Genomic DNA, 22,385 nt, shown 5'->3' with positions numbered 1-22,385 from the left:
CTTTTAGCTTTCCATTTTTGAGAGTGCCTTTCGCTTTAAGCTTTCAGCCTTCGGCTTTAAGCTTTCTCAATGTATCCTTCCGCGTTCCTCCTCGTTGCCCGTGTCGCGTTTTTCGGCAGTAGTTTCCCGGCCAAAGCGATAGCTTAACGCCAATTGTACAAAGCGATTGAGCTGGAAGTTGGTGAACTTGCTCCTGATACCGTTAACGGTAGTTGTTACCGCCGAAGCACTGCTCCTGAAAGCATCGTTAAGATTTAGGGTAATGTTTAGCTTTTTTTGCATGGCCAATGCGGTAAAGCCTATGTCTAGTTTATAGTAGGCGTCTGAACGGCCAATATGATCAACCTCCGGAAACTGGTACCATAAATTCACAGCCGCGGCAAAAGTTTTACCGGCATTAAAATAAGCCGTATTATTGGTGGCCAGGTAAGCCCCGTACCCGCTGATGCTTTTGATATAAGACAAGCTGGAATGCGCGTCGGTATGGTAAAAAGTGGCCTGGTTATTATTATCCAGCCAGGAAAACAGGTGCAGCGACAAATTCTCGGAGACCCCTACCCGGTAAGTTTTTATAAAATTGAGCGGTATGGTGCGTACCAGGTTGGTATCGGCGCTGGCTATAGTTAGGTTGTTAAACCCATTGTCGGTAATGTTTAAGAACAAGCCCGAGGTGAGGATATTTTTGTAGGTATGTGATAGCTCGAGGTTGCTGTTATACTCCGGCTGCAGAAATGGATTACCCTCGCCATAACTGTAAGCCGTAAATAATGATTTGAATGGGTTCAGGTTCCAAAAGGTAGGCCGGTTTATCCTGCGGCCAAAGCTTAGTGAGTAGCTGTTTGCCGTATCTGCCTGGTACGATATCAGCACCGAAGGAAACAACTGCAGGTATTTCTTAGTGTTCACCTGTTTTAGCGTGTAAGAAGTGCCTTTGGTTTCGGTGTACTCGGCACGCAAGCCAGCCTGGTATTTCCATTTATCCTTTTCCTTATTCAGGTTGATATATAATGATTGGGTGTTCTCGATATACCGGAACTCGTTACTTAGGTTGGTATTATAGGTAAGCTCATCGTTAGCCCCCTTATCATAATAATAGGCGTTACTATAGTTATTGATAAAACTCAGTTTACCGCCAAAAGCCAATTTGGCAAAGCTGGTGGGTATCTCGGCGTCGGCTTTAAAGGTATACAGGTTGATAAGCTGCTTGTTGGTATCAAAATACCGGGTGTTACTGGCCGGGATCACCTGTCCGTTGGGCAGGTAGCTGTTACTTTCAAAGTCCGACCGGTCATTACGGTTATAATTAAAATAGTCGGCATTAAGTACTAATTTTTTGCCGGTAGTATCAAAGTTGATCACCGCGTGCGCGTTACCCGAATTGCTGATAGCTATGGGGTGATAAGTGGCATAAGTTCTTAAGGTTGAATCCAGACCGCCGCTGGTATTATAAACAGGATTGTTCACATGATCAGATCCGTCATAAACACTTTTGCCCCCCAGGTATGATAGGCCAATGGTGGTTTTGGGGCTTACCTTATAATCGACCCCGGCAATAATATTAAAATTGTGTCCCCTGTAATTGCCCGTATCTGTTTGCAGCCAGCTTTGTTTAGGGTAAAAAACATCGGTTTCAAAACCTTCCAGTTCATGATCATGATCCATACTGACATTGGTATAAGCCGACCATTTATCAGCATTATAATTCAAATTGGCGCTGCCCGCGGCCAGCCAGTAATTACTGGTACCAAAAACGTTGGCCGGGCTATGCAGCGATTGCCTGTCGCTGAGTTGTACATTGCCCGAAAATCCTTGTTTGCTGCTGCGTTTAGTGGTTATATTAATGAGCCCGGCATTACCATCGGCATCGTAATTGGCCGATGGATTTTTGATCACTTCTATTTTAGAGATCTGGTTAGCCGATATCGACTTTAAATACCGGGCCAGGTCGGTGCCGGCCAATTGCACAACCCGATCATTCACCATTACTCTTACCTTACCTTTACCCACAATGCTGATGTCATCTCCATTTACTTTTACTCCGGGAACTTTACCTATGGCAGTCAACGCGTCGGTACTTGTCGCGGTGATATTGGCAGATACGTTGTAAACCAGTTTTTCCTGGTTATTTTCAACAGCGGCTTTGTTAGCGATAACCACCACCTCGCCCAATTGCGTGTTTGAGGTTTGTAGGATAACGCTAACCACCGTATCTTTTATAATGGATAATGGCGATTCATATTTAGTATAACCCGTAAACGCCACAGTAAGCAAGTACTGCCCGGTTTGCAGATTTTGAAAAGCAAATTTACCCTCCGCATCCGTTTGTAAAGATTGATTTTTATTACTCCCAATGCTGAGCAGGCTTACACCCGCATAGCCTAAAGCGTGTTTAGAAGCGTCGGTCACGGTTCCTGTTAATTTTATTTGTGCCGAAAGGTCAGTGCATAAAAAGGCTAAAAAGAGTAAAGTACCAGTAAATTTCAAAGCAGGCAGAGTTTATAATTTGGCTAATAATAAGGAAAGATAGCTGAAATGGGAAATTTTTGCTAAGATATACCAAAAGGAAAAGAATGAATATCGCTGATACAAACAATATCCTAAATTATAGCATTTAAAAACCGGTAAACCATAAAACTTTGAAGGTTAAAATGTTTTTTTAAGAAAAACAGGCGGAAATAAGCCGAAATAAATAAAAAAAAGAGAGCGATCTGTTTAACTTTAAGAATATTTTTTGATTTTACCGGTGTTTATTTAACAGTTATTTTTGCTTAAAAGGTAATGTGTCATTAAAACACCGATTTTACCGGCTTCCGCTACAAATGAGGCACTTACATAAGTCCTTATAGAAAATCTCATCACCTATAGATTTACTCGATTTTGCACACTTTTATTTGGAAATACCTCATTATAGTGATGTTACATTCTGCGCTTTAGGATTCCAATAAATTTAAGTACGTTTGGCGAAATGTGAATTTTGAATTTTTAAAACTGATCTTATTATTTTCAAATGAAGTTATTTATTAAGAAACCTATTCAGCAATTGATGGCTGCGTCTGTCGAGACGGAAAAATCGCTGAAAAGAACCTTAGGCGTTGGGTCGCTTATAGCACTGGGTATTGGTGCTATTATCGGAGCCGGTATTTTTGTGCGCACAGCAGCGGCAGCCGGTGAACATGCAGGCCCGGCCGTTACTATTTCATTCCTTATCGCGGCGGCTGGCTGCGCCCTTGCTGGTTTATGCTACGCAGAGTTTGCCAGCATGATACCTATAGCCGGCTCGGCTTATACCTACTCTTATGCCACCATGGGCGAATTTATTGCCTGGATCATAGGATGGGACCTTGTATTGGAGTATGCACTTGGGGCGGCCACTGTAGCCATTGGCTGGTCGCAATATTTCAACGAATTCTTAATAACATTTTTTAATTTTCATATCCCCTACCAGTGGACACACTCCTTCTTTGAAGTGTCAAACACAACCTCCGGAATGTATGCTGCCGAACTGGGTACCAGAGGGATTGTAAACTTACCTGCTATATTTATCATATTTCTGCTTACCTTATTGCTTATCCGCGGCATGGCCGAATCGGCTGTGGTAAACAACATTATTGTAATTGTTAAGGTAGCTATTGTACTCCTGATTATTGGTTTGGGCTGGCATTTTATAAACCCAGCGTTCCATACCCCGTACATAATCCCGGCTGATGCTGGTACCATAAAGGTAAGTACAGGAGTTGTTGATTATGGCGATACTTTTAACCACGGATGGCTGGGTGTTTTACGCGGCGCCAGTGTAGTATTTTTCGCTTTTATTGGTTTCGACGCCGTTTCGACTGCTGCGCAGGAAGCCAAAAATCCACAAAAAGATATGCCAAAAGGTATCCTGATATCATTGGTTTTCTGTACAGCATTATACATTTTATTCTCACACGTACTTACCGGCTTGGTATCTTATAAAGACTTCCTGATACAAGGTAAAGAAGCTTCTGTAAGCTACGCTATCAGAACTGCCATGCCTGGTTATGGCTGGTTGGCTTCGTTTGTTACTGTATCAATCCTTGCTGGCTTCTCATCCGTAATCCTGGTGATGCTGATGGGCCAAACCCGTGTGTTTTATACCATGAGCACCGATGGTTTGATCCCTAAAGTATTCTCAAAACTTCACCCAAAATACCGCACACCTTATAAATCACAGTGGTTATTTTTCATATTCGTATCTATATTTGCCGGTTTTATACCGGATAAATATGTTGGCGATATGGTGAGTATAGGTACCCTGTTCGCTTTCGTACTGGTTTGCATAGGTATATTTATTCTGCGCAGAACAGATCCAAACATTGTACGCCCGTTCCAGACGCCGCTTTATATGATCGTTTGTCCGTTGGGTGCACTCATTTGCTTGTGTATGATTGCCAGTGAAGGATGGGAAAACTGGGCAAGGCTTATCATTTGGCTGCTGATCGGTTTTATAATTTACTTTGGCTACAGTATCAAACGTTCGCATGTAAGGCATGGCAAAGTTGAGGCTGCCAACGATCCTATCAACCCAAAATTTGTTGAATAATTATACAAGTTATTATAAATCAAAAAGGTTCTGATTTTTCGGGACCTTTTTGATTTGTTGATTTTTCAAAGTGATTTGTTGTATTAATTTTGGCACATGATATTTTCTTCTTACCTTGACTCCTCTACTTATATAAGTTTATAGTTAAAATAATTAAGAAAAAACAAGATCATGCACCCTTTAATTTTAAAAGAGGTACAATCCATTTCCCTAATCTTTTTCGTTATTTCTAATAATATCATAGTTACTGCAATTATGCCCGTCCTAAATTTATTAAGATCCCTCTTATCAAAACAAAATACTTTTAATTACAATTTATGAGATTTAAAAAACCTCTTGATTTATTACTGAAGGAAGCATCTGAATCAGGTGCAGGTACATTAAAACGAACGTTAAGTAGTTTTAATTTAGTAACTATGGGCATCGGCGCTATTATAGGTGCCGGATTATTTTCATTAACAGGCTTGGCAGCGGCCAATAACGCCGGGCCAGCGGTTACCATATCATTTGTGATAGGGGCCATAGGTTGCGCGTTTGCCGGTTTGTGCTACGCCGAATTTGCCAGTATGATCCCTATCGCCGGATCGGCTTATACCTACTCCTACGCTACCATGGGTGAATTCACCGCATGGATCATTGGCTGGGATCTTGTTTTAGAGTATGCATTGGGTGCTGCTACCGTGTCCATCAGTTGGTCGCAGTATTTAACCAAGTTCCTCCACTTTTTCAATTTGGAAATCCCGCCCCAGTTTACGCGATCGCCCTGGGAAACCGGGACCCTTGCCGATGGTACGGTGGTACATGGTATCATGAACCTTCCCGCGGTATTTATCATTGTATGTTTATCCCTGCTGCTCATCCGCGGTACAAAAGAATCGGCCTTTGTAAATAACCTGTTGGTTGTATTGAAGGTTGCGGTTGTATTGGTATTTATAGCTGTTGGCTGGGGCTTTATCAACCCGGCGAACCATACCCCTTATATACCACCTAATACCGGTAAATTCGGTGAATTTGGCTGGTCAGGTGTATTACGCGGGGCCGGTGTGGTATTCTTTGCCTTTATCGGTTTCGACGCGGTTTCAACAGCGGCACAAGAAGCCAAAGACCCCAAAAAAGGTATGCCAATTGGTATCATAGGCTCATTACTGGTATGTACCATATTGTACGTATTATTTTCGCATGTAATGACCGGCGTTGCCAATTACAAAGAATTTAAGGACAGCGCGGCACCTGTTGCTGTAGCGATAGCCAAAACACCTTATGCCTGGTTACAAAAATCTATCATCGTAGCTATATTGGCCGGTTATACCTCGGTAATATTGGTGATGTTGATGGGCCAATCACGTGTGTTTTACACCATGGCAAAAGATGGCCTGATCCCTAAAACATTTTCGGCGGTTCATAAAAAATTCCAGACTCCTTATAAATCAAACTTATTGTTTGCGGTGTTCGTGAGTTTATTCGCTGCCTTTGTACCTGTACACGTGGTAGGCGAAATGGTATCTATCGGAACCCTGTTCGCATTTGTTCTGGTTTGCGTTGGCGTTATGGTGATGAGAAAATCCGATCCAAACACACCACGCCCTTTCAGAACACCTTGGGTGCCTTTTGTACCCATTGCCGGTATTATCATTTGCGTTTTAATGATGGTTTCCTTACCGCTTGATACCTGGATCCGTTTGGCTGTTTGGATGATCATCGGTTTGTTAATTTATTTCTTCTACAGTAAAAAGCATTCGCTTATCAGACAAGGAATTATCAACATCCCAAAAGACCCAAATGATCCAATGAACCCAATTGAAAAAGGCTAAGATTATATCATTATTTATAAAAAGGACCTGAGTTAACTCAGGTCCTTTTTTGTATCCGCCCCCTGCAACCATTTGCTGTATAAATTTCCGCACATCATATTTTCTTTTTATCTTTCTTTATATTTTAATCGCATTTTTGCACCAGCATAAACCCTACAGCCATGCATCCATTAGTTTTCAGGGAAGTACTATCCGTTACCATGATCCTTTTCGCCATTATTGATATCCTTGGCGCTATACCGGTAATTATCCAGGTAAGGCAGCGTGTGGGGCATATCGAATCGGAAAAAGCGAGCATAGCGGTACTTATCCTGATGGTGGTGTTTTTGTTTGTGGGCGATGAATTGCTCGCCGTTATTGGTTTGGATGTAGCCTCATTTGCCATTGCAGGTTCATTGGTGATATTTATCATTGCCATGGAGATGGTGCTTGGTGTTGACTTTTTTAAAGAAGAAGTCCCCCTGTCGGCTTCTATAGTGCCCCTGGCTTTCCCGCTGATTGCCGGAGCCGGAACCATGACCACCCTGCTCTCGCTCAAATCGCAATATCAAACCCAGAACATTCTGGTGGGTATAGTACTCAATACCATTGTGGTTTATTTCGTACTCAAAAACGTAAAGTGGATCGAAAAACTCTTAGGCCCGGTTGGCCTGAGCATCCTGCGAAAATCATTCGGGATTATTTTGCTGGCCATCGCTATTAAACTATTCAGGAGCAATACGCACTTGTAGCCCCTGCCCCCTGAAGGGGGGGTATTAAAAAAGGGTGTCATGCTGAGCCCCGTCGAAGCATGGTGTAGGAGCCTTTGCGCTCTATCCTTCGACGGAGCTCAGGATGACAACCCTCGTTTTCGAACCTTATTTATCACAAAATATAAAAGGAGGCCACCTTTCAGGCCAGCCTCCTCTTTCTTTGATATAGTTATAATAATTAAGCTGCCAACAGCTCGTCCAGGTTGCCCAGTGCCATAGTAAAGCCTTCCTGAAAGCCCATTGCAACGATTTTTTCCAGATCGGCTTCATTATCAAATGTCAGTTCTGCCACTACCTGCGTAGTTGCTCCAACCGAGTGGAAAGTTACCAGCCAATGCATCGCCGGGAAATCAGGATTTACTACGCCATTTTCATCACAGAACAAGGCTGTAGAGGTAAAGCTCTGCTGTGGTACTATGGTTTTAAAATTAACCCGGCACCAGGCTGTTTCGCCATTTGGGCCTACCATCGAATATAGCCAAAAACCACCCTCACTAAAATCGTATGTTTTAGATACGGCTTTCCAGGGCTTTGGTGCCCACCATTGTTCCAGCAGACTAACATCTGTCCATGCTTTCCATACTTTTTCTAAAGGGGCGGCAAACTCCCGTACAACGCGTATCTTTTTGTTAGCCAGGTCTTTAGTGATCTCCGTTTTTGCACTCATATTGAATTTGTTTATAGGTTTTCTAATAAATTATCTAACTGATCAAAACGATCTTCCCACAACTTGCGGAAACGATCGAGCCATAAATCTATCTCTTTCATTTTTTGCGGATTAAAATGGTAATGAATTTCCCTGCCGGTTTGCTGTTGTTTCACCACTTCGCATTCCATCAGGATCTGAATATGTTTAGATACCGCTTGCCGGCTACTGTCAAAATGCTCGGCAATAGCGTTGGGTGTCATCGCCTGCAAGGCCAGTAAGCCTAAAATCGCCCGCCTGGTAGGATCTGCTATAGCTTGAAAAATGTCTCGTCTCATATTATTTGCAACCGATTGATTGCAAATATAAACGCAACCAATCAATTGCGCAAATTTATTTTCATTTTTTTCGCTCGAGCCTTCTTATACTTTCACGCCCTTTAACAGCGCCTCTATGGCTTCTTCCTTGGTGGCTACAAAACTTACCCTGCCGACTTTATTACTTTCGTAAATAAAATCGCGCAGGCTTTTGCTGCCATATCCGGAAAAATCGCCTACAATGGCTAATTTGGAGTTGTAATTAGAAAATTTTTGAAGTACCTCCCCGGCCAGTTTGGTTTTAAGCTCGAAGAAATCTTCCGTAATGTCTTTCTGGTAAACGATGATCCGGTTTGCATCCTGATACGCGCAGTTAGCCAGTATATCTAATGCATCCTGGGCATCATTAATGATGATGCTATCGGCTACAATTTCGGCTATAATTAAATCATTCGTGTTGATCAGGTTAATGTCCATAGTATAGTAATATATTTTATTTGACTATGTAGACGGAGGTTTGCTATGGTTTGTTACAATGGTGTGCTATAAAGTGACTCTTATAACAAGATTTGTCATCCTGAGGAACGAAGGATCTATTATAAACTTTGTCTATTGAATAATAGATTCTTCACTCCGTTCAGAATGACATAATTTTTATATTACGGGTACTGGAAAACTCAACCTCGCCACAAACATAGTATCAGCCCTGCGCTCGTAGCCTTTGAGTATTTGGCTTTCTTCCAGTTTCAACCCAAGCTCTTTCACCAGGAAATCAACCACATCTTCGTTCTCGCCTTTAAAGGCCGAGCAGGTGATATAAATAAGCGGTTTACCGGGCTTCAGATACTTAACTACGTTTTGGGCGATGCTTTTTTGGAGCTTCTGGAAAAATTCGATCTTATGCTGATCAAACTGGGCTATCATCTCGGGTGTACGCCCCCAGGTTCCTGATCCGCTGCATGGAGCGTCGAGGATGATGCCGTCAAAAGCATAATCATGCAATACCTGATCGACATTGGTGGTGAGATCAAGCGCCTTTTTCTGATATTTGGTTAAACCAGCCAGGTGAAAGCGCTCGTCCAGGTTGGCCAGCACCGATTCGCGGATGTCTGACACCACCAGCTTAATGTTGGGCTCATCTTCATGCAGCAGCAACGATTTACCGCCCGATGCCGCACAGGCATCCCACCAGCTATCCCAGCGTTGCGGTCTGAAAAAATCGCCGGTTTGCTGCGAGGAAAAGTCCTGCACCTCAAACCAATGTTGTTTGGGGAATATGGTTTCGAGCCGGGTACCGTTGGGCAGCGATAAGCAGCCGTTACCTTCGTCTTTAAATACGATCTCCGCTTTACTCAGCTCTGCTTTAACCAGGTGATCGTAACCATTACGCACCCGGATAAAAAGATCAGGTTGTGTGAAAAATGATCTTAAGAAAGCATTACGATCAATGCCCGGCGATAATTGCGACACCCATGGAAATACATCATCCAGGTCAAAATCAGGATATGCCGTTTTTACCAATGCCAGTTTATCGTCAATATTAAAACCAATGCAAGCGGCCCAATCCGGTTTAAAATTTTGTAAAAAGGAATTGATTTGCGTGTTGCATAAAAATTCGGCCACAAATAAACGCTCGTCGGCAGGTAAACCTCGGAGAGCAATGCCTATCCGGAAGTAATTGTACATCAACCGGTTGGCAATACGCCTGTCCGTTGATCCCATTTGTTTATTTTGCCGGTAAAAGCCGGGCAAAAACTTACTTAGAGGCGTATCGGCAGGGTATTCACCCAAAATTCGCTGAAACGTTTTAAGCTGGTTTATAGCCTTCATTCTACCTGTTTTAACTCAAAGTTACTATACATTAATATATTTACGTGTGTATTGACCCAACCTAATCCAGGTTTTTTTACAAAATGAAAGCCATTATGTATCCCTGTAAAATCGGTTTTGTCAATCTCCGTCATATTCCTATTCCCTTCAGAAAGCTGGCGTCCAAAAAACAAGCCTTCGTCAAAGCCTTTAATGGCATATTCGGTAGGCTCCACGTGGTATGCTTTACGATAACTGCGCAAAAAGGCAATGGTAGCTTCTTGCTTGTAATTTACCTTATCGCTTGATGTAATATGCGTTTTAAGCCGCTGCAATATATCGGCTTTTAAAAAGCCGAACTTTTCCCAGCTGGGATGGCCAAACAGTACCACGGGATAATTTTTGTTTAAAGTATCCAGTGACCGCAGCGTAACACCCAAAAATGCCTGATCGGTAGCCGGTATCACAAACACATTACGCTCTGTTTTTGACAACTGGGGCAGCAAACCGCTCAGTTTGCCCCGTGTAATGATCACGCTTATAATTTTAACTTTTTTATTGCTTAAACTATCGGTTGCTTTTTTAAAGTTGAACACATAATCGTTCTCCTGGCTAAATCCCGAGCGAAGAATGAAGATCTTTTTGGGCTTGACTTTGTCGTTAATATATTGCGCTGCGCCCACGGCGTGATACTCCAGCGGAGGTATAGCCGTAATCAGGTTGTTGCTTTTGATGGTAGCCGGTGAAGCGGGTGATAACGGCGACAAAACAGCCATGCGCGTACCCATAACTACGGCAAACTGTTTTAACCCATCAGGATAAACCGGGCCAACTATCAAGTCGCTGGCTCTTACCTCGGTATGATAAGCCAAACCAAGCGTGGTGGAGTTATCATCTTTGGAATCATAAAGCTGTAGCTTAAAATTAGCACCCTGGGCAGCCAGCGAGTCTAAAGCCAGTTTAAAACCCTGGTAGTATTCAACACTCATATTAGCCTGGCTCAAGCCTGCGTTGCTGTAATTGCGCGGCCGCACATGATCAAGCCCCATAGGTAATATCATGGATATGACAGCAACTTTTGCAGCAGGCTTAACGGGAGGTTTTTCTGCGGGCTTGGGCTGGGGTTTTTCGACTTTTTTTACGGGCGTTGATACAGGCTGCACTTTGGGTGAACATGCACCCAGTATCAGCGCCACGCTAAAAAACAATAACCATTTATTCCCACTCAATGGTAGCAGGTGGTTTTGAACTGATATCATATACTACCCGGTTAATTCCTTTTACATTATTGATGATCTCGTTGGAGATCTTGGCCAGCAGGTCATAAGGTAAATGGCACCAGTCGGCTGTCATTCCATCCAGTGATTCCACAGCACGCAGGCATATCACGTTCTCGTAAGTACGCTCATCGCCCATTACCCCTACCGATTGTACCGGCAAAAATATAGCGCCGGCCTGCCAAACCTTATCGTAAACACCATATGACCGCAAATTGTTGATGTAAATCGCGTCGGCTTCCTGCAATATAGCTACTTTTTCTGGTGTAACATCACCTAAAATCCTGATTGCCAGACCCGGACCCGGAAATGGGTGCCTGCCTAAAATATTCGGATCGATGTTCAGGGCCTTGCCTACACGCCTAACTTCATCCTTAAATAAGGTATTCAGCGGCTCAACCACCTTCAGTTTCATAAAATCGGGCAAACCACCAACATTATGGTGCGATTTGATGGTGGCCGACGGACCTTTTACCGAAACCGACTCAATAACATCAGGATAGATAGTGCCTTGTCCTAACCATTTTACATCCTGAACTTCGTGAGCGGCATCGTCAAATACCTCGATAAATACGCGACCAATGGCTTTACGCTTTTTCTCAGGATCTTTTTCGCCTGCCAACGCATCATAAAAACGTTGTTTGGCATCAATACCTTTTATGTTTAGGCCCATGTGCTTGTAAGAGTCGAGTACCTGTTCGTACTCGCCTTTGCGCAGCAGGCCGTTATCTACAAATATGCAATGCAGGTTTTTGCCGATGGCGTGGTGCAGTAATACTGCCGCTACCGATGAATCAACACCGCCTGATAAACCTAATACTACCTTATCATCGCCCAGTTTTTCGCGCAGGGCGGCAATGGTGGTTTCGATGAACGAATCGGGTGTCCAATCCTGTTTGCAACCGCAAATGTCAACCAAAAAATTCTCCAGCAATTGCTTGCCATCGATACTGTGCGTTACTTCCGGGTGAAACTGGATACCGTAAGTTTGGGTACCGGTTACCTGGTAAGCCGCAACTTTTACGCTATCGGTACTTGCAATAACCTCAAAATTATCGCCGATGCGGGCAATGGTATCGCCATGCGACATCCATACCTGTGAGTTCTCAGGGATATTTTTAAACAGCGGATTTTCCTTGTTGATATAATCCAGATTGGCACGACCGTATTCGCGGGTGCTTGAAGCCAAAACTTCGCCGCCATGGAAATGGGCCACGTACTGTGCACCATAACAAACCCCCAGGATTGGGCGGGTGGTATGGAACTGCGCGAAATCAAAATGAGGCGCATCTTCCTGCCTTACAGAATAAGGACTGCCGGAAAGGATGATTCCTTTTACAGTGCTGTCAATTTCGGGATAATGATTGAAGGGGTGGATCTCACAGTAAATATTGAGCTCCCTGACGCGGCGCGCGATGAGTTGGGTGAATTGCGAGCCAAAGTCAAGAATGAGGATTTTTTCTTGCATGGGCAAAGATAAAAATTTGATGTGAGATGTGAGATATGAGATTTGAGATTTTGGGAATCAATGATTTCGTTGATTCCGCTGATTTTTTCTGAACCATGATTTATAGGATTATGGGATTATCAGGATTTCTTCATTATTCGATTAAACTAACTTGTCATCCTGAGGAACGAAGGATCTATTCGTAAACAGGCATATCGTTTAATAGATGCTTCACTCTGTTCAGCATGACAAACATATTGTAAAAAACTCCTCTTTCCCCCGTCAGCAGACAAGCTTCGGGTGAAAGCGGGCAGAACAATGGTGGCCGGCGCGGTTGTAAAGGGCATAGCAAGTTTTTGCTGAAGCGGAGGGAAATGCGGGAACGAAGTAGCGCAAAATAATTGCAGCCCTGGTTCTGCTCGGTTTGCAGGGTAAAGGCTACGTGGGCAAAGAAGCATTTCTGATGACAAGCCTTTTGGTTACTTTGTGGCCACAAAGTAACTAGGCCCTCCCGCGGCCAAGAGCGGGTGTACGCCATGCAAAGCCGCCCCGTATAGCATGCGATTGCCACGCTACGCCGCAATGACATGTGTAAAAATGGCTTCAATGAGGAGTTTTTATTAATTGATTTATGGAGTAGTAGCAGCAACCGGCAATACCTTCCCGTTGAAGAATTTATGCCCGGTAAGCGCAAAATCGGCTATATATTTACCCATTTCAAAAGCCATTACCGGCGATTGATAACCGGGAAAAGCTTTCTCCAACATTTCTGTTTGTGCCGAACCTAAGGCCAGGCAATTTACTTTGATGTCCTGTTCTATAAGTTCCTGTGCCAGACATTCCGTTAGGGTATGTAAGGCAGATTTGCTGGCCGAATAGGCCAACAAACCCGGGAACTTGGCGCTACCCTGAAAACCACCCATACTACCGATGTTCAGGATATGTGAACCGGAGGGCATCAGCGGCAACAGCGCCTGTATCATGCGTACATGCCCGATGAAATTACTTTGCAGCATTTCTACAAAGTCGGTTTCGAGCAATTGCGTGAATGGTTTGTTGATGAGCATACCGGCATTATTGATGAGCACATCAACCCGGTTATCAAAATTAGAGGCTATAAATTGCTGCAGGCCCTCATAATCGTCATGTACAATATCAAAATTTAGGGCGAATAACTGGCAATCGGGGTTAAGACCGTGGGCAATTTCGAGCAGGCGCTCCAGTTTGTCCTGCGAGCGGGCCAATGCAATTACCTTATTGTTACCCGAAAGTATCAGTTCAATTACCGCTTCAAATCCCACGCCGCTGCTGGCGCCTGTTATAATGATATTCATATGCCCGTTCTGTTATTTACCGTCATTGCGAGCGTAGGCCCCCTCTAAATCCCCCACAAAGGGGGAGACTTAAAAAAATCTTTAAAGCCCTCTCCTTTGGTGAGGGTTGGGTGAGGCTCCACGCTCAATGACGGGTTCTTTTTATTGCGTTTAACCGGGCCTAAAATACCACTTTTTGTTCAACAGGATGATCAATCAGATAAAAACCATCGCTGATGAGTTTTTTTAGCTCGGGCTGGTCTTTGGCCTTCTGCTCAAGGAATTGCCTGATCTCGGTTCTAAGTATGGGTTCCACATCCTCATGCTCCAGCAATTCCAGTATTTCTAGTGCGCAAAGCCAGTCGTCGTGGTGATTTTTCTGTAATTTGAACCATACATTACCCAAAAAGCCAAAGTCGCCGCCTTTTTGCCGGCGATTACGCACTTGCTGGTAAAGTTTGTGAAGCTCGCGGGTACGCAGATCATATTCCACATGGTGGGTTGCGGTTTGCGATTTGTAAACGATCTCTTCAAAAGCGGCTTTATCGGCAGCTCCACAAAATACAGATACAATCTTTTCGCCTACGGCCATATCATATACACCCCATGATGGATCGAACAATATATGCCCTTTTTTATCAGTAACGGTACAATCGGTAAAGGTAATCAGCTGCGTTTTACCCAAAAAGGCCAATATGCTTTTTATAGTTCCTTTAACTGTAATACCGCTTTCAAAATCAAGCTCTACGGTTTTACCTTTGGCGATGCCGATATTTTCCAGTTCTGCTTCGGTTAGCTCCTCTAACGGCGTTGCGATATTCTTCAGCTTTCCTACCGGTGAGCTGAAACCATCTGCATGATAGTTTTTACCATGCCCCGGCAGTTGTTTATCATTTACAGATAAAGCTGTTGGGCCTGTAGTTTTGATAAAGTAAGAATGATCATTCTTATCAATCTTAAAATCGGTAATGGTACCCGATACCTGCAAACCCGAGCTGTAAACCGCGGTACAGGTATTTTTGCTTTCCACAGCTTTGGTTAAACCGTATGCTCCTCCCCTTCTGAACGACATGGTATTGGCAAACTCCTCCAGCACATCAATCAGGTTTTGGAAAGTTGGCGTTACAAAGAGCTGCGGCTGTGGTTTGGTGATGTCATAACTATAGTTCACCGCATCGATGGTGTACCATAATTTTTCCACCTCTGGGTTCATGCAGCTGGAACTTTCACCAATAGACGACAGCAGGCCCGCGCCATAGATCTTTGGCGTTTCCAGCGTACCGATCAGACCGTACTCTACCGTCCACCAGTGCAGGCGGCTCAGCAGGGCCATTTCAGAGGGCTCGCCCATGTTTTCCTGGCGATAAGCTACCAACTCTTCGGCTTTGCTGATCTCCGCATCATCCGCGTCGGGCATTTCTTTCAATATTGATAGCGCCCTGATAGCCTCGTACAATTCAAAATCCTGCGCCGAAAACATGGCCTTAGCTCCTATCGAACCAAAATAGCTCAGGTATTCGTGATAATCCTTATCAGCAATAATAGGCGCATGCCCGGCCGATTCATGGATAATATCCGGAGCAGGGGTGTATTCAATATGGCGCAACTGGCGGATATCTGCCGCTATAACCAGCACCCGGTAGGCCTGGTATTCCATAAAGGCAGCGGGCGGGATAAAACCATCCACGGTAACAGCGCCCCAGCCTATTTTGGCCAGTGCATCGTTCATCTCCTGCAAATCGGGAATGCGTTCAATAGTAAGACCGGCTTTGGTTAAGCCAGGTATATACGGATAGTAGGCAACGTCTTTAAGATAGCTGTAATTCTGGCGCATGACATAGCGCCAAACGGCATGATCAATAGGTGTATAATGTTCGTAGTGCTGGTCGACTATAAATTGTTTTAAATGACCGGGCAAGGCCGCAACCTGCGGATTGTTAAAATCATTAAAATGGCTCATTTACGTTGTAGTGGTTTATAAGAAGAAACGCAAATTTAGAAAATTAGGTGTACTCACACACTTTATTTTCGCTACTCGCCGCCCGGATCCGTGGCAGTTTCGGTCACCTCTTCGTCATACTTTTTCAGACCTTTGTCTAACCGGCTTGGGCGGATCACGTAGTACAACCCAAACAGGGCCACCAAAAGCGATATGAGATAAAATGACGATGGCAGGAAAACCGAGAGTCCTTTATCCATCGGGAAATAATCAGATAGTTTGGTAAATATGGCTTCCCGTGCACCCGCGCCACCAGCTGTAATAGGAATGATTGATGCCAGCGCCGAAATCAGGAACGATAATAGGTACGGCGAGAATTTACCATCAAAATCCTGTCCGAACATCACACAGATAATAGCCAGCAGCTGAAATCCTTGTAATACCAGGGCTTTTAGATGCGCCTCGAAAAAGTACTTGGTGTACTCCCTGAAAAACATGTAGGCCACAAAATAATAAACCGCCGAGCCACCCAGAAAGATACTTACCGGCAGCGCCTTATGGATATCGATCTGTGGGATCATGAATATCAGGGCTACGGTGATGAGGCCGATGGCCCAAAGTCCGCTGAGCCTATCGAACATAATGGCCCAGAACAGTTTTTTGCCGGGAACTTTATGCGCTTTATTCAAAATGAAGATCTTGTAACCATCGCCACCGATGCCGCCGGGCAGCAACACATTATAAAACAGACCCAGGAAATACAAACGCAGGTTATACTTAGGGTTCAGCTGCAAACCTATCGACCGAAAAAAGCTGAGCAAGCGCCATGACGATACCACCATCGAGAAGAAATAACAAACAACGGCGGCGCCCATCCACCAGTAATTGGCGTGCAGCAGGCGGTATTTAACCAATTGAATAGGTACCTTGCTAAATACCCAAATGAGCAGGGCTGTGGTAACAGCTATTTTTAATACAGTTTTAGTAACATTCCACAGTTGCTGCTTAAATGTTTTTGGCGCCGGTATTTCGTCTTCTGTCATTGGCTGCAAAGCTAATTATTTTTTGGTATCAAGTAGCGAAGTTAGTATCAAGTAGCTAGTATCAAGTATCAAGACTTTTCTTTATTCAGAATATCAAGTATCAAGACTTGAACCGTTTTTGTTTTTGAATGTTTTACAAAATATTTTTTAATCGCGCCAGCGTAAGTGTCTTGATACTTGATACTAGCTACTTGATACTAACTCCGGTACTCACCACTCACTACTCCCTATTTTACATTTAAGTCACAATACTTGATACTTGATACTCGATACTTTAAACAGCAATTGTTATTTTTGCGCAAATTTTAGGAGTATGAGTAAAGTAAAAGTTGGCCTGGTACAGATGAGCTGCACTGCTGATAAACAGCAGAACCTGCAAAAGGCTATTGTTAAGGTAAGGGAAGCCGCTGCAAAAGGCGCGCAAATAGTTTGTTTACAGGAACTTTTCACCTCGCTTTATTTTTGCGATGTGGAGGATTACGACAACTTTAAGCTGGCCGAAAGCATCCCTGGCCCATCAACAGACGAGCTGCAAAAAGTAGCCGCCGAGTTGAATGTGGTGATCATTGCCTCGCTGTTTGAGAAACGCGCGCAGGGTGTTTATCACAATACCACCGCCGTGCTGGATGCCGATGGCAGCTACTTAGGCAAATACCGTAAAATGCATATTCCTGACGATCCGGGTTTTTACGAAAAATTTTACTTTACCCCCGGCGATCTGGGTTACAAAGTATTTAAAACTAAATACGGCAAAGTAGGCGTACTCATCTGCTGGGATCAATGGTATCCCGAAGCTGCCCGCATTACCGCTTTAATGGGTGCCGATATTTTATTTTACCCAACCGCTATTGGCTGGGCCACCACCCAGGATGAGGCCACCAATGTGGAGCAATACAACGCCTGGCAAACCATACAGCGCTCGCACGCAGTAGCGAATGGCGTACACGTGGTAAGCGTGAACCGTGTTGGCGAAGAAGCCGGCGTAAAATTCTGGGGCGGATCGTTCTTTGCCAATCCATTCGGCGCAATCATCCACCAAACTTCGCATGACCAGGAAGAAGTGGTGGTACAGGAACTTGATCTCGATAAATCTGATTATTACCGCAGCCACTGGCCATTCCTGCGTGATCGGAGGATAGATTCATATCAACCGATCACAAAACGTTTACTTGATGAGGATTAATTAGTCCATGGTCGCTAGTCCATAGACCATGGTAAGAAAAAGAGAAGAATGGCATTTAAATTTGAGAATCTTCAGGTTTGGCAAAAGGCATTAGAGTTAACTGATGAGATCGATAGCTTAACTAAAAGTAGTTTCCCAAAAGAAGAATTGTTCATTCTGACTTCACAAATCAAGAGAGCTGCAGATTCTGTGGTGCTTAATATAGCAGAAGGTTGCACAGGACAAACAAATCCTGTTTTCAAAACCTTCTTAGGTTATTCATTAAGATCAGCCATTGAAGTTGTAGCATGTCTTTTTATTGCTAAGAGAAGAAAAATTAGTAAAGAAGAGGACTTTCATAGATTATACGACGAATACCAATCGTTATGTAAAATGATTACCGCTTAAAAAAACACATTGTAAAATTCCTACTACGGACCATCGACCATCGACTATGGACTATAAAACTATTTCAACCATACAAACACCCGCATCGCAAGGGTTTCATTTTCCCGCTGAGTGGGCCAAACATACTGCCACCTGGTTAAGCTGGCCGCATAAGGAAGCTTCGTGGCCGGGTAAGCTTGATACCATTTATCCCTCGTACATCGAGTTTATCAAGATCCTGACGCGTAACGAATTGGTGCGCATCAATGTGGTTGACGAGGTGATGAAAGCCGCCGTAGTTTTTCAATTGCAGCATGCCGGTGTCGATATGAACCGGGTGGAGCTTTTTGCTTTTGGCACTAACGACGCCTGGTGCCGCGACCACGGACCAGCATTTGTCATCAATCCCGAAACTAAACAAAAAGCCATTGTTGATTGGGGTTATAACGCCTGGGGTGGCAAATATCCGCCCTTTGATCTGGACGATGTAATTCCGACCAAGATCGGTAATCACTTTGGGTTACCAGTATTTAACCCTGGTATTGTGATGGAAGGAGGATCGGTTGATTTTAATGGCAAAGGCACTATCCTTACCACTACGGCCTGCCTGCTCAACAAAAACCGTAACCCGCTGCTGAGTCAGGATCAGATAGAAACTTACCTGCGCAACTACTACGGCGCCGAGCAGATTTTGTGGCTGGGCGATGGCATTGTTGGCGACGATACCGATGGTCATATTGATGATATTACCCGATTTGTGAACGAGGACACCGTAGTTACCGTGGTAGAAGAAGACAAAAACGACGAGAACTATCACCTGCTGCAGGAAAACCTCGAGAGCCTGAAAACAATGCGCCTGCTTAACGGCAAACAGCTTAACATTGTGGAGCTACCTATGCCCGAAGCCGTGATTTACGAGGATACCCGTTTACCGGCATCATACGCTAATTTTTATATTGCCAACTCAGCGGTTATTGTACCAACTTACCGCTCGGTAAATGACGATAAGGCTTGCGATATATTGCAGCAATGTTTCCCTGATCATGAAGTGATAGGCATCGATTCAACCGATATTATCTGGGGGCTGGGTAGTTTCCATTGCCTTAGCCAGCAGGAACCGGAGGTTTAAGGCCAGCGGTTTCTACTTACCCGTCTGTGCTTCGCTGGACACCCACTCCTCTCTTCGCCTGCGGCGGAAAGAGGGGGCTTTATAAAACAGTTTGTCATGCTGAACGAAGTGAAGCATCTATTCTGCGCTCGGCATGTTCAATAACAGATCCTTCGTTCCTCAGGATGACAAAAGAATTTTCACCAGACTAATCCCCTCTTTCCGCCGCAGGCGAAGAGAGGGTGGCCAAGCGCAGCGATGGCCGGGTGAGCCGATACCACCCATTTTGTCATCCAAATAACACGCTGCCTTTTCTTGGTTCTTGATTCTTATATCTTGCCTCCCCCTTCTCAATTCACCCCTTCTTCATTCACCGGATAAACCCATACTTTTACCGATATTACCCTCCCATCTCACCTATATTACGTTGCCCAGCTTTATATACCGCCGTACCTTTAGGGTATAATATTAATACTTAAAGCGATGAACAACGATATAGAAACTACCATTACCCCCAATAATAGCAAAACTGCTGCAGGGGTAATTTTACTGATCATTGGCGGTATACTATTGATCAGAGAATTTGACTTTGTACTTTTCCCCGACTGGCTGTTTAGCTGGCCCATGTGGATAGTAGCCTGGGGTTTATATATGGGTGCCAAATACAATTTCCGTAAAACATCATGGATCCTGATTACCCTGGTGGGTGTGGCCTTTTTGCTTAACGAAAACATACCCGATTCCGACCGCATTATCTGGCCGGTAGGCATTATGGCATTTGGCGCCTGGGTAGCCTTTAAACCCCGCAAGCATAAAGAGGAATTTCATTTCGAAAAGCCCAAAGACACTTTGCATTTCGATAAAACAACCGAACCAGAAGTTTAAATTTTCATAGTTAATAGTTTTGTTTCAATTCAGGAGGGAGTACCGGTTTGCGGACTCCCTTTTGTTGTGGGGTTTAGTATCAGGTAGCTAGTATCAAGTATCATGACACTTGCACTTGCTCGCAAACACAGATATTGGAATACCGAAAAAGTGTGGGGCCTGTGCGATTCCCCTCTTGAGAGGGGTGGAGGGGTGTGTTTTTCGGCTTTAAGAACACACCCCTCCTACTACACAATCCCACGCGCCCCCTCTCAAGAGGGGAGCTTGCCCAACAACACATAATTTTCCCAACATCCATGATCGCTAACGAGCCCAAATTCCCCCTTAAAAGTCTTGATACTTGATACTAGCTACCTGATACTAATCGCCCGCCAACTTTTTCACCGACAAAACATCCACCTCTACCGATTTCTTTAAATATATCGCCAGTTTTTGTTTGGCACATGTATTATGTTACCTTAGTTTTGGATACGATTTAATTTGCACACAAATGAACAACGATATAGAACATACAACCAACCCCAATAAAGGAAAAGCGATGGCTGGGGTTATACTACTTGCCGTAGGAGGGGTGCTGCTCCTAAGGCAATTTGCCGATTTTTTAATTCCCGATTGGATATTCAGCTGGCCTATGTGGATTATAGCATGCGGCCTTTATTTTGGAGCTAAACATAACTTCAGGAAAGCCTCTTGGAGTATCATGATCATTTTAGGCATCATCTTTTTGTTAAATGACAACATTGGCAATGCCGACCGCATAGTTTGGCCCATAGCCATCATCGGTTTTGGTATTTGGCTTATTTTAAGGCGCGGCAGGCATAATGAATGGGAACGAAACACCAAGGATGGCAAATGGAGTAAACAAGATGGTAAATGGAGTAAACAAGCTGCCAATTTTGATTTTGGTAAAAATGACCCCGAAGCAGCCGATTACGCCATAAAAGATGGTGATGATGTACCACCCAAGGATCCTAACAACCCACCTTTTGGCTACCATAATGGCGACGACTACCTGGATGCGGTTTCTATTTTTGGTGGGGTTAACAAAACCATCCTATCCAAAAACTTTAAAGGCGGCGAAATAGTGAACATTTTTGGCGGTGCCGAACTTGACTTTACCCAAGCCGACATCAGCGGCCGTGTTTATATAGATATTACCCAGGTATTTGGCGGCACCAAGATCATTGTGCCATCCAACTGGCAGGTGGTATCAGACCTGGCAGCCGTTTTTGCCGGGGTCGACGATAAACGCATCCGCAGCACCGCATCGCCCAATAACGATAAAATACTGGTACTTAAAGGAACCTCCATTTTTGCCGGGGTTGATATACGCAGCTATTGATGATTTAGTATCAAGTAGTTAGTATCAAGTATCACGACAAAATCTGAGTTTTGATACCAAAAATCTTGATACTTGATACTAACTACTTGATACTTCTAAAAAAACAAACATAATGAACTGGTACGTAGCAAAATTAGTTTTCAGGGTGATCAGCGGCAATGGCGATCACCAGGCACAGTTTGATGAGCAGTTACGCCTCATCAATGCCGATAACCAACTGAGCGCCTTTGAAAAAGCAAACAAAATTGGTCATGCCAATCAGGATAGTTTTAAAAACATCGAAAAACAAACCGTTAAATGGCAGTTTATTGATGTGGCCGAATTAAACCAGATAGGCGAACTTACCGATGGCGCCGAACTGTACTATAATATACATGAAACACCCGATGCCGACCTGTACATTGCCTGGGCACACCACAAATCGGCCTTATTAGGTGTGAGAAACTAAGCAAAAGAATCAAGAAAGTAAGAGTCAGGAATCAAGAAAAACACATTGAAAATATGGTTAAAAGAATCGAAGCAGGAATACAAAGCACACATTTTATATGGGTTTTGTCCACGTTTTCCGGTCTTGATTCTTGTC

At 44.0% G+C, this 22,385-nt stretch carries 19 protein-coding genes; 9 read left to right on the top strand and 10 right to left on the bottom strand.

Features of this window, described 5'->3' with window-relative positions; genetic code table 11:
• Window positions 1-66: 66 nt before the first annotated feature.
• Complete coding sequence (locus tag FHW89_RS21110) at window positions 67-2,484, bottom strand: outer membrane beta-barrel protein (protein WP_172337033.1); 2,418 nt, start codon at window positions 2,482-2,484, stop codon at window positions 67-69.
• A 523-nt stretch (window positions 2,485-3,007) separates the two neighbouring features.
• Between FHW89_RS21110 and FHW89_RS21105 the strand changes: the two genes are divergently transcribed.
• From FHW89_RS21105 to FHW89_RS21095, 3 genes are all read left to right on the top strand, one after another.
• Window positions 3,008-4,564, top strand: coding sequence for an amino acid permease (locus FHW89_RS21105; protein WP_172337032.1), 1,557 nt, complete (start codon window positions 3,008-3,010; stop codon window positions 4,562-4,564).
• A gap of 317 nt (window positions 4,565-4,881) precedes the next feature.
• Window positions 4,882-6,375 (top strand): amino acid permease, encoded by a 1,494-nt coding sequence (locus FHW89_RS21100; protein WP_172337031.1) that lies wholly within the window; start codon window positions 4,882-4,884, stop codon window positions 6,373-6,375.
• Window positions 6,376-6,536: 161 nt separating this feature from the next.
• On the top strand, window positions 6,537-7,106 hold the full coding sequence (locus tag FHW89_RS21095) for a MarC family protein (protein ID WP_076377851.1): 570 nt from the start codon (window positions 6,537-6,539) through the stop codon (window positions 7,104-7,106).
• A gap of 199 nt (window positions 7,107-7,305) precedes the next feature.
• Here FHW89_RS21095 and FHW89_RS21090 read toward each other — a convergent pair whose 3' ends face one another.
• From FHW89_RS21090 to FHW89_RS21050, 9 genes are all read right to left on the bottom strand, one after another.
• Complete coding sequence (locus FHW89_RS21090) at window positions 7,306-7,794, bottom strand: SRPBCC domain-containing protein (protein WP_172337030.1); 489 nt, start codon at window positions 7,792-7,794, stop codon at window positions 7,306-7,308.
• Window positions 7,795-7,805: 11 nt separating this feature from the next.
• On the bottom strand, window positions 7,806-8,111 hold the full coding sequence (locus FHW89_RS21085) for a helix-turn-helix transcriptional regulator (protein ID WP_172337029.1): 306 nt from the start codon (window positions 8,109-8,111) through the stop codon (window positions 7,806-7,808).
• Window positions 8,112-8,195: 84 nt separating this feature from the next.
• Window positions 8,196-8,567 (bottom strand): DUF4180 domain-containing protein, encoded by a 372-nt coding sequence (locus FHW89_RS21080; protein WP_172337028.1) that lies wholly within the window; start codon window positions 8,565-8,567, stop codon window positions 8,196-8,198.
• Window positions 8,568-8,744: 177 nt separating this feature from the next.
• Window positions 8,745-9,920: an RsmB/NOP family class I SAM-dependent RNA methyltransferase gene (locus FHW89_RS21075; RefSeq protein WP_172337027.1), complete on the bottom strand. Its 1,176-nt coding sequence runs from the start codon at window positions 9,918-9,920 to the stop codon at window positions 8,745-8,747.
• Entirely contained in the window at window positions 9,917-11,158 is a 1,242-nt protein-coding gene (locus FHW89_RS21070) for an ABC transporter substrate-binding protein (protein ID WP_172337026.1), read from the bottom strand. Before FHW89_RS21070 ends, FHW89_RS21075 begins: the two co-directional genes overlap by 4 nt.
• The gene (gene guaA / locus FHW89_RS21065) at window positions 11,115-12,644 is read right to left on the bottom strand and encodes a glutamine-hydrolyzing GMP synthase (RefSeq protein WP_172337025.1); all 1,530 of its coding nucleotides are present in this window, start codon (window positions 12,642-12,644) and stop codon (window positions 11,115-11,117) included. Before guaA ends, FHW89_RS21070 begins: the two co-directional genes overlap by 44 nt.
• 608 nt (window positions 12,645-13,252) lie before the next feature.
• Window positions 13,253-13,957, bottom strand: coding sequence for an SDR family oxidoreductase (locus tag FHW89_RS21060; RefSeq protein ID WP_172337024.1), 705 nt, complete (start codon window positions 13,955-13,957; stop codon window positions 13,253-13,255).
• Window positions 13,958-14,117: 160 nt separating this feature from the next.
• A complete protein-coding gene (locus FHW89_RS21055) occupies window positions 14,118-15,896 on the bottom strand; it encodes an aromatic amino acid hydroxylase (protein WP_172337023.1) in 1,779 nt (592 codons plus the stop codon).
• 71 nt (window positions 15,897-15,967) lie between these two features.
• Window positions 15,968-16,918 (bottom strand): lysylphosphatidylglycerol synthase transmembrane domain-containing protein, encoded by a 951-nt coding sequence (locus FHW89_RS21050; RefSeq protein ID WP_172337022.1) that lies wholly within the window; start codon window positions 16,916-16,918, stop codon window positions 15,968-15,970.
• 313 nt (window positions 16,919-17,231) lie between these two features.
• Between FHW89_RS21050 and FHW89_RS21045 the strand changes: the two genes are divergently transcribed.
• The 6 genes from FHW89_RS21045 (at window position 17,232) to FHW89_RS21020 (ending at window position 22,250) form a co-directional block, all read left to right on the top strand.
• Window positions 17,232-18,101, top strand: coding sequence for a carbon-nitrogen hydrolase (locus FHW89_RS21045; protein WP_172337021.1), 870 nt, complete (start codon window positions 17,232-17,234; stop codon window positions 18,099-18,101).
• Between the two features lie 48 nt (window positions 18,102-18,149).
• The gene (locus FHW89_RS21040) at window positions 18,150-18,488 is read left to right on the top strand and encodes a four helix bundle protein (protein WP_172337020.1); all 339 of its coding nucleotides are present in this window, start codon (window positions 18,150-18,152) and stop codon (window positions 18,486-18,488) included.
• Between the two features lie 46 nt (window positions 18,489-18,534).
• On the top strand, window positions 18,535-19,596 hold the full coding sequence (locus FHW89_RS21035; RefSeq protein ID WP_172337019.1) for an agmatine/peptidylarginine deiminase: 1,062 nt from the start codon (window positions 18,535-18,537) through the stop codon (window positions 19,594-19,596).
• A gap of 462 nt (window positions 19,597-20,058) precedes the next feature.
• Window positions 20,059-20,460 carry a LiaI-LiaF-like domain-containing protein gene (locus tag FHW89_RS21030; protein ID WP_172337018.1) on the top strand — a complete coding sequence of 134 codons (402 nt, stop codon included), beginning with the start codon at window positions 20,059-20,061 and terminating at the stop codon, window positions 20,458-20,460.
• A gap of 490 nt (window positions 20,461-20,950) precedes the next feature.
• Complete coding sequence (locus FHW89_RS21025; protein ID WP_172337017.1) at window positions 20,951-21,802, top strand: LiaI-LiaF-like domain-containing protein; 852 nt, start codon at window positions 20,951-20,953, stop codon at window positions 21,800-21,802.
• A gap of 112 nt (window positions 21,803-21,914) precedes the next feature.
• Window positions 21,915-22,250 carry a DUF4288 domain-containing protein gene (locus FHW89_RS21020; RefSeq protein WP_172337016.1) on the top strand — a complete coding sequence of 112 codons (336 nt, stop codon included), beginning with the start codon at window positions 21,915-21,917 and terminating at the stop codon, window positions 22,248-22,250.
• The last annotated feature ends 135 nt before the right edge of the window (window positions 22,251-22,385 follow it).

This window comes from Mucilaginibacter sp. SG564 (assembly GCF_013149275.1).
GTDB lineage: Bacteria > Bacteroidota > Bacteroidia > Sphingobacteriales > Sphingobacteriaceae > Mucilaginibacter.
Note: the sequence above shows the minus strand (reverse complement) of the source record. Positions and strands in the feature narration are given on the sequence as shown.

Bases quoted from the DNA above. Each gene is read 5' to 3' on its own strand.
- FHW89_RS21020 (WP_172337016.1), top strand. From the start codon at position 21,915: ATGAACTGGTACGTAGCAAAATTAGTTTTCAGGGTGATCAGCGGCAAT.
- FHW89_RS21105 (WP_172337032.1), top strand. From the start codon at position 3,008: ATGAAGTTATTTATTAAGAAACCTATTCAGCAATTGATGGCTGCGTCT.
- FHW89_RS21080 (WP_172337028.1), bottom strand. From the start codon at position 8,567: ATGGACATTAACCTGATCAACACGAATGATTTAATTATAGCCGAAATT.
- FHW89_RS21055 (WP_172337023.1), bottom strand. From the start codon at position 15,896: ATGAGCCATTTTAATGATTTTAACAATCCGCAGGTTGCGGCCTTGCCC.
- FHW89_RS21090 (WP_172337030.1), bottom strand. From the start codon at position 7,794: ATGAGTGCAAAAACGGAGATCACTAAAGACCTGGCTAACAAAAAGATA.
- FHW89_RS21040 (WP_172337020.1), top strand. From the start codon at position 18,150: ATGGCATTTAAATTTGAGAATCTTCAGGTTTGGCAAAAGGCATTAGAG.
- FHW89_RS21060 (WP_172337024.1), bottom strand. From the start codon at position 13,957: ATGAATATCATTATAACAGGCGCCAGCAGCGGCGTGGGATTTGAAGCG.
- FHW89_RS21070 (WP_172337026.1), bottom strand. From the start codon at position 11,158: ATGATATCAGTTCAAAACCACCTGCTACCATTGAGTGGGAATAAATGG.
- FHW89_RS21085 (WP_172337029.1), bottom strand. From the start codon at position 8,111: ATGAGACGAGACATTTTTCAAGCTATAGCAGATCCTACCAGGCGGGCG.
- FHW89_RS21075 (WP_172337027.1), bottom strand. From the start codon at position 9,920: ATGAAGGCTATAAACCAGCTTAAAACGTTTCAGCGAATTTTGGGTGAA.
- FHW89_RS21095 (WP_076377851.1), top strand. From the start codon at position 6,537: ATGCATCCATTAGTTTTCAGGGAAGTACTATCCGTTACCATGATCCTT.
- FHW89_RS21100 (WP_172337031.1), top strand. From the start codon at position 4,882: ATGAGATTTAAAAAACCTCTTGATTTATTACTGAAGGAAGCATCTGAA.
- FHW89_RS21025 (WP_172337017.1), top strand. From the start codon at position 20,951: ATGAACAACGATATAGAACATACAACCAACCCCAATAAAGGAAAAGCG.
- FHW89_RS21045 (WP_172337021.1), top strand. From the start codon at position 17,232: ATGAGTAAAGTAAAAGTTGGCCTGGTACAGATGAGCTGCACTGCTGAT.
- FHW89_RS21050 (WP_172337022.1), bottom strand. From the start codon at position 16,918: ATGACAGAAGACGAAATACCGGCGCCAAAAACATTTAAGCAGCAACTG.
- guaA (WP_172337025.1), bottom strand. From the start codon at position 12,644: ATGCAAGAAAAAATCCTCATTCTTGACTTTGGCTCGCAATTCACCCAA.
- FHW89_RS21030 (WP_172337018.1), top strand. From the start codon at position 20,059: ATGAACAACGATATAGAAACTACCATTACCCCCAATAATAGCAAAACT.
- FHW89_RS21035 (WP_172337019.1), top strand. From the start codon at position 18,535: ATGGACTATAAAACTATTTCAACCATACAAACACCCGCATCGCAAGGG.